The sequence below is a fragment of the Microcoleus sp. F4-D5 genome (assembly GCF_036704885.1).
In the GTDB taxonomy this organism is placed as follows: Bacteria; Cyanobacteriota; Cyanobacteriia; order Cyanobacteriales; family Microcoleaceae; genus Microcoleus.
Genome location: NZ_JAUBSX010000168.1, coordinates 1 through 3,235 on the forward strand (window position 1 = coordinate 1; position 3,235 = coordinate 3,235).

The following is a 3,235-nucleotide window of genomic DNA, read 5'->3' on the forward strand; positions in this document are numbered from 1 at the left end:
TTAATTCAAGACAAGCGACGCACTCCGTTTAATATTGGTCGAGGGATAGAGTTAACGGGGTTTCAATTAGCCGAAGCGCAGCCTTTGGCAGTAGGGTTAGAAACTCAAGCAGAAAATTCTCAAGCATTGTTAGAAGCGGTGTTATATTGGACTGGCGGACAGCCGTTTTTAACGCAAAAACTTTGTAAATTACTTCTCAATCACGCCAACTCTGCCTCAATTCAAAATCCCGCTGAGTGGGTGGGAGCTTTAGTCCGAGAAAAGGTGATTGAAAATTGGGAAGGGCAGGATGAACCCGAGCATTTAAAGACGATTCGCGATCGCATTTTACGCAGCGAACAGCGTGCCAGTCGGTTGCTGGGACTATATCAGGAAATTTTGCACAATAATGAGATAGCGACTGATGATACTCCCGAACAAATGGAACTGCGATTAACCGGGTTGGTGGTTAAGCAGTCTGGCAAACTTAAAGTTTACAACCCAATTTATCAATCGGTTTTTAACCGAGATTGGGTAGAAAAACAATTAGCGGATCTCCGCCCTTACAGCGAAAGTTTTAAAGCTTGGATAGAGTCTGATTGCCAAGATGAATCGCGACTGTTGCGGGGTCAAGCTTTGCACGATGCTCAAACTTGGGCAGCAGATAAAAGTTTGAGCGATTTAGATTATCAGTTTTTAACGGCTAGTCGGGAATTACAACAACAGGAAGTTGAACGAGAGTTAGAAGCACAAAAACAAGCGAATAAAATTTTGACTCAAGCGAATCAGACGCTAATTAAAGCAGAGCAATTGGCCACGTATAAAGTCACTCAAGCCCAGAATTTAGCAAATGTCATCCAGGAAACTGCTTTTTCTAATGAATCATTTCGTTCAGGACAGACATTCCAAGCACTGTTGGAAGCATTAAAGGCAGGGCAAGCATTCAAACAACTAGATTCTTCAGCCGAGACGACAAAACATATTAGAGGACGAGTGATAGCTGCGCTGCAACAAGCAGTGTCCGCAGTCAAAGAGCGCAATAGTTTGGAAGGGCATAGCAATTCTGTCAGAAGCGTCGCCTTTAGTCCCGATGGCTTGACTTTGGCTTCTGCCAGCAGTGACAAGACGATCAAACTGTGGAACCTGCAAAGCCAAAAACCCATTGCTACCCTCACCGGGCATAGCAATTCTGTCAGAAGCGTTGCCTTTAGTCCTGATGGCTTGACTTTGGCTTCTGCAAGTGACGACAACACCATCAAACTGTGGCACCTGGAAAGCCACAAACTCATCGCTACCCTCACCGGGCATAGCAATCCGGTTTTGAGCCTCGCCTTTAGTCCCGAGGGCTTGACTTTGGCTTCTGCAAGCAGTGACAACACCATCCAACTGTGGCACCTAGAAAGCCACAAACCCATTGCTACCCTCTCCGGGCATAGCAATTCTGTCAGAAGCGTTGCCTTTAGTCCCGATGGGTTGACTTTGGCTTCTGCAAGCAGTGACAACACCATCAAACTGTGGCACCTGGAAAGCCAAAAATCCATTGCTACCATCACCGGGCATAGCAATGAGGTCTATTCTGTCGCCTTTAGTCCCGATGGCAAGACATTGGCTTCTGCCAGCTTTGACAAGACCATCCAACTGTGGCATCTGGAAAGCCAAAAACCCATTGCTACCCTCACCGGGCATAGCAATCCGGTCTGGAGCGTCGCGTTTAGTCCCGATGGCAAAACTTTGGCTTCTGCAAGCTTTGACAACACCATCAAACTGTGGCACTTGCAAACCCAAAAACCCATCGCTACCCTCACCGGGCACAGCGATTCGGTCAATAGCGTCGCGTTTAGTCCCGATGGCAAAACTTTGGCTTCTGCAAGCCGTGACAGCACCATCAAACTGTGGCACCTGGAAAGCCAAAAACCCATTGCTACCCTCACCGGGCACAGCGATTCGGTCAATAGCGTCGCGTTTAGTCCCGATGGCAAAACTTTGGCTTCTGCCAGCTTTGACAGCACCATCAAACTGTGGCACCTAGAAAGCCAAAAACCCACCGCTACCCTCACCGGGCATAGCAATGAGGTCTATTCCGTCGCCTTGAGTCCAGATGGCTTGACATTGGCTTCTGCAAGCAGTGACAGCACCATCAAACTGTGGCACCTGCAAAGCCAAAAACTAATGGCTACCCTCACCGGTCATAGCAATTGGGTTTGGAGCGTCGCCTTTAGTCCAGATGGGTTGACTTTGGCTTCTGCAAGCCGTGACAACACCATCAAACTGTGGAACCTGCAAAGCCAAAAACCCATCGCTACCCTCACCGGGCACAGCGATTCGGTCTGGAGCGTCGCTTTTAGTCCCGATGGGTTGACTTTGGCTTCTGCAAGCTTTGACAACACCATCAAACTATGGCACCTGGAAAGCCAAAAACTAATTGCTACCCTCACCGGGCATAGCAATCCGGTCTATAGCGTCGCTTTTAGTCCCGATGGGTTGACTTTGGCTTCTGCAAGCTTTGACAACACGATCAAACTGTGGCATCTGGAAAGCCAAAAACCCATCGCTACCCTCACCGGGCATAGCAATCCGGTCTATAGCTTCGCCTTTAGTCCCGATGGGTTGACTTTGGCTTCTGCAAGCAGTGACAACACCATCAAACTGTGGCATCTGGAAAGCCAAAAACCCATCGCTACCCTCACCGGGCACAGCAATTCGGTTTGGAGCGTCACCTTTAGTCCCGATGGCTTGACTTTGGCTTCTGCAAGCAGTGACAACACCATCAAACTGTGGGTTTGGGATGTCGATAAACTAATGGCATTAGGTTGCAATTGGATTAGCGATTATCTCAGAACCAACCCGAAAGTGACAGCAGAGGATAAACAGATGTGTGCTGATTACCTTAGGCAAGAGTCAATCAAATCAGAGACAGGTCACAGATTTAGTGAATCAACACCGATTAAATTGGTCAAATCAAGAGATTTGTGACTTAATGGAAACGGTGGGCGGTCATCCTTATTTAGTGCGAGTTGCTCTCTACCAAGTTGCCAAGGGGAGAATTACCTTAGATCGGTTGCTAAAAGTCGCTCCTACTGAAGAATGCCCTGACTGCGATCGTTGACGACGGCATTTAGTTAACTTGGAAACAAATACGGAATTAGCAGCAACAATTAGACAAGTGATTGACAGCAAAAAAGTCGTTAAAACCCATTTATCTTTAAATGTGATTGACTTAGGTATGCAACACTTAAAAGGAATTCCTGAACCTGTA

2 protein-coding genes are annotated in these 3,235 nt (G+C 47.4%); both read left to right on the forward strand.

The genetic code is table 11. The annotated features are described in order from the left end of the window. Window positions 1-2,952: WD40 domain-containing protein (locus tag QUA80_RS33215; RefSeq protein ID WP_333429153.1), on the forward strand; the 2,952-nt coding region annotated here is incomplete at its 5' end. After that, entirely contained in the window at window positions 2,909-3,085 is a 177-nt protein-coding gene (locus tag QUA80_RS33220; protein WP_333429154.1) for an AAA-like domain-containing protein, read from the forward strand. The genes QUA80_RS33215 and QUA80_RS33220, both read left to right, overlap by 44 nt. The last annotated feature ends 150 nt before the right edge of the window (window positions 3,086-3,235 follow it).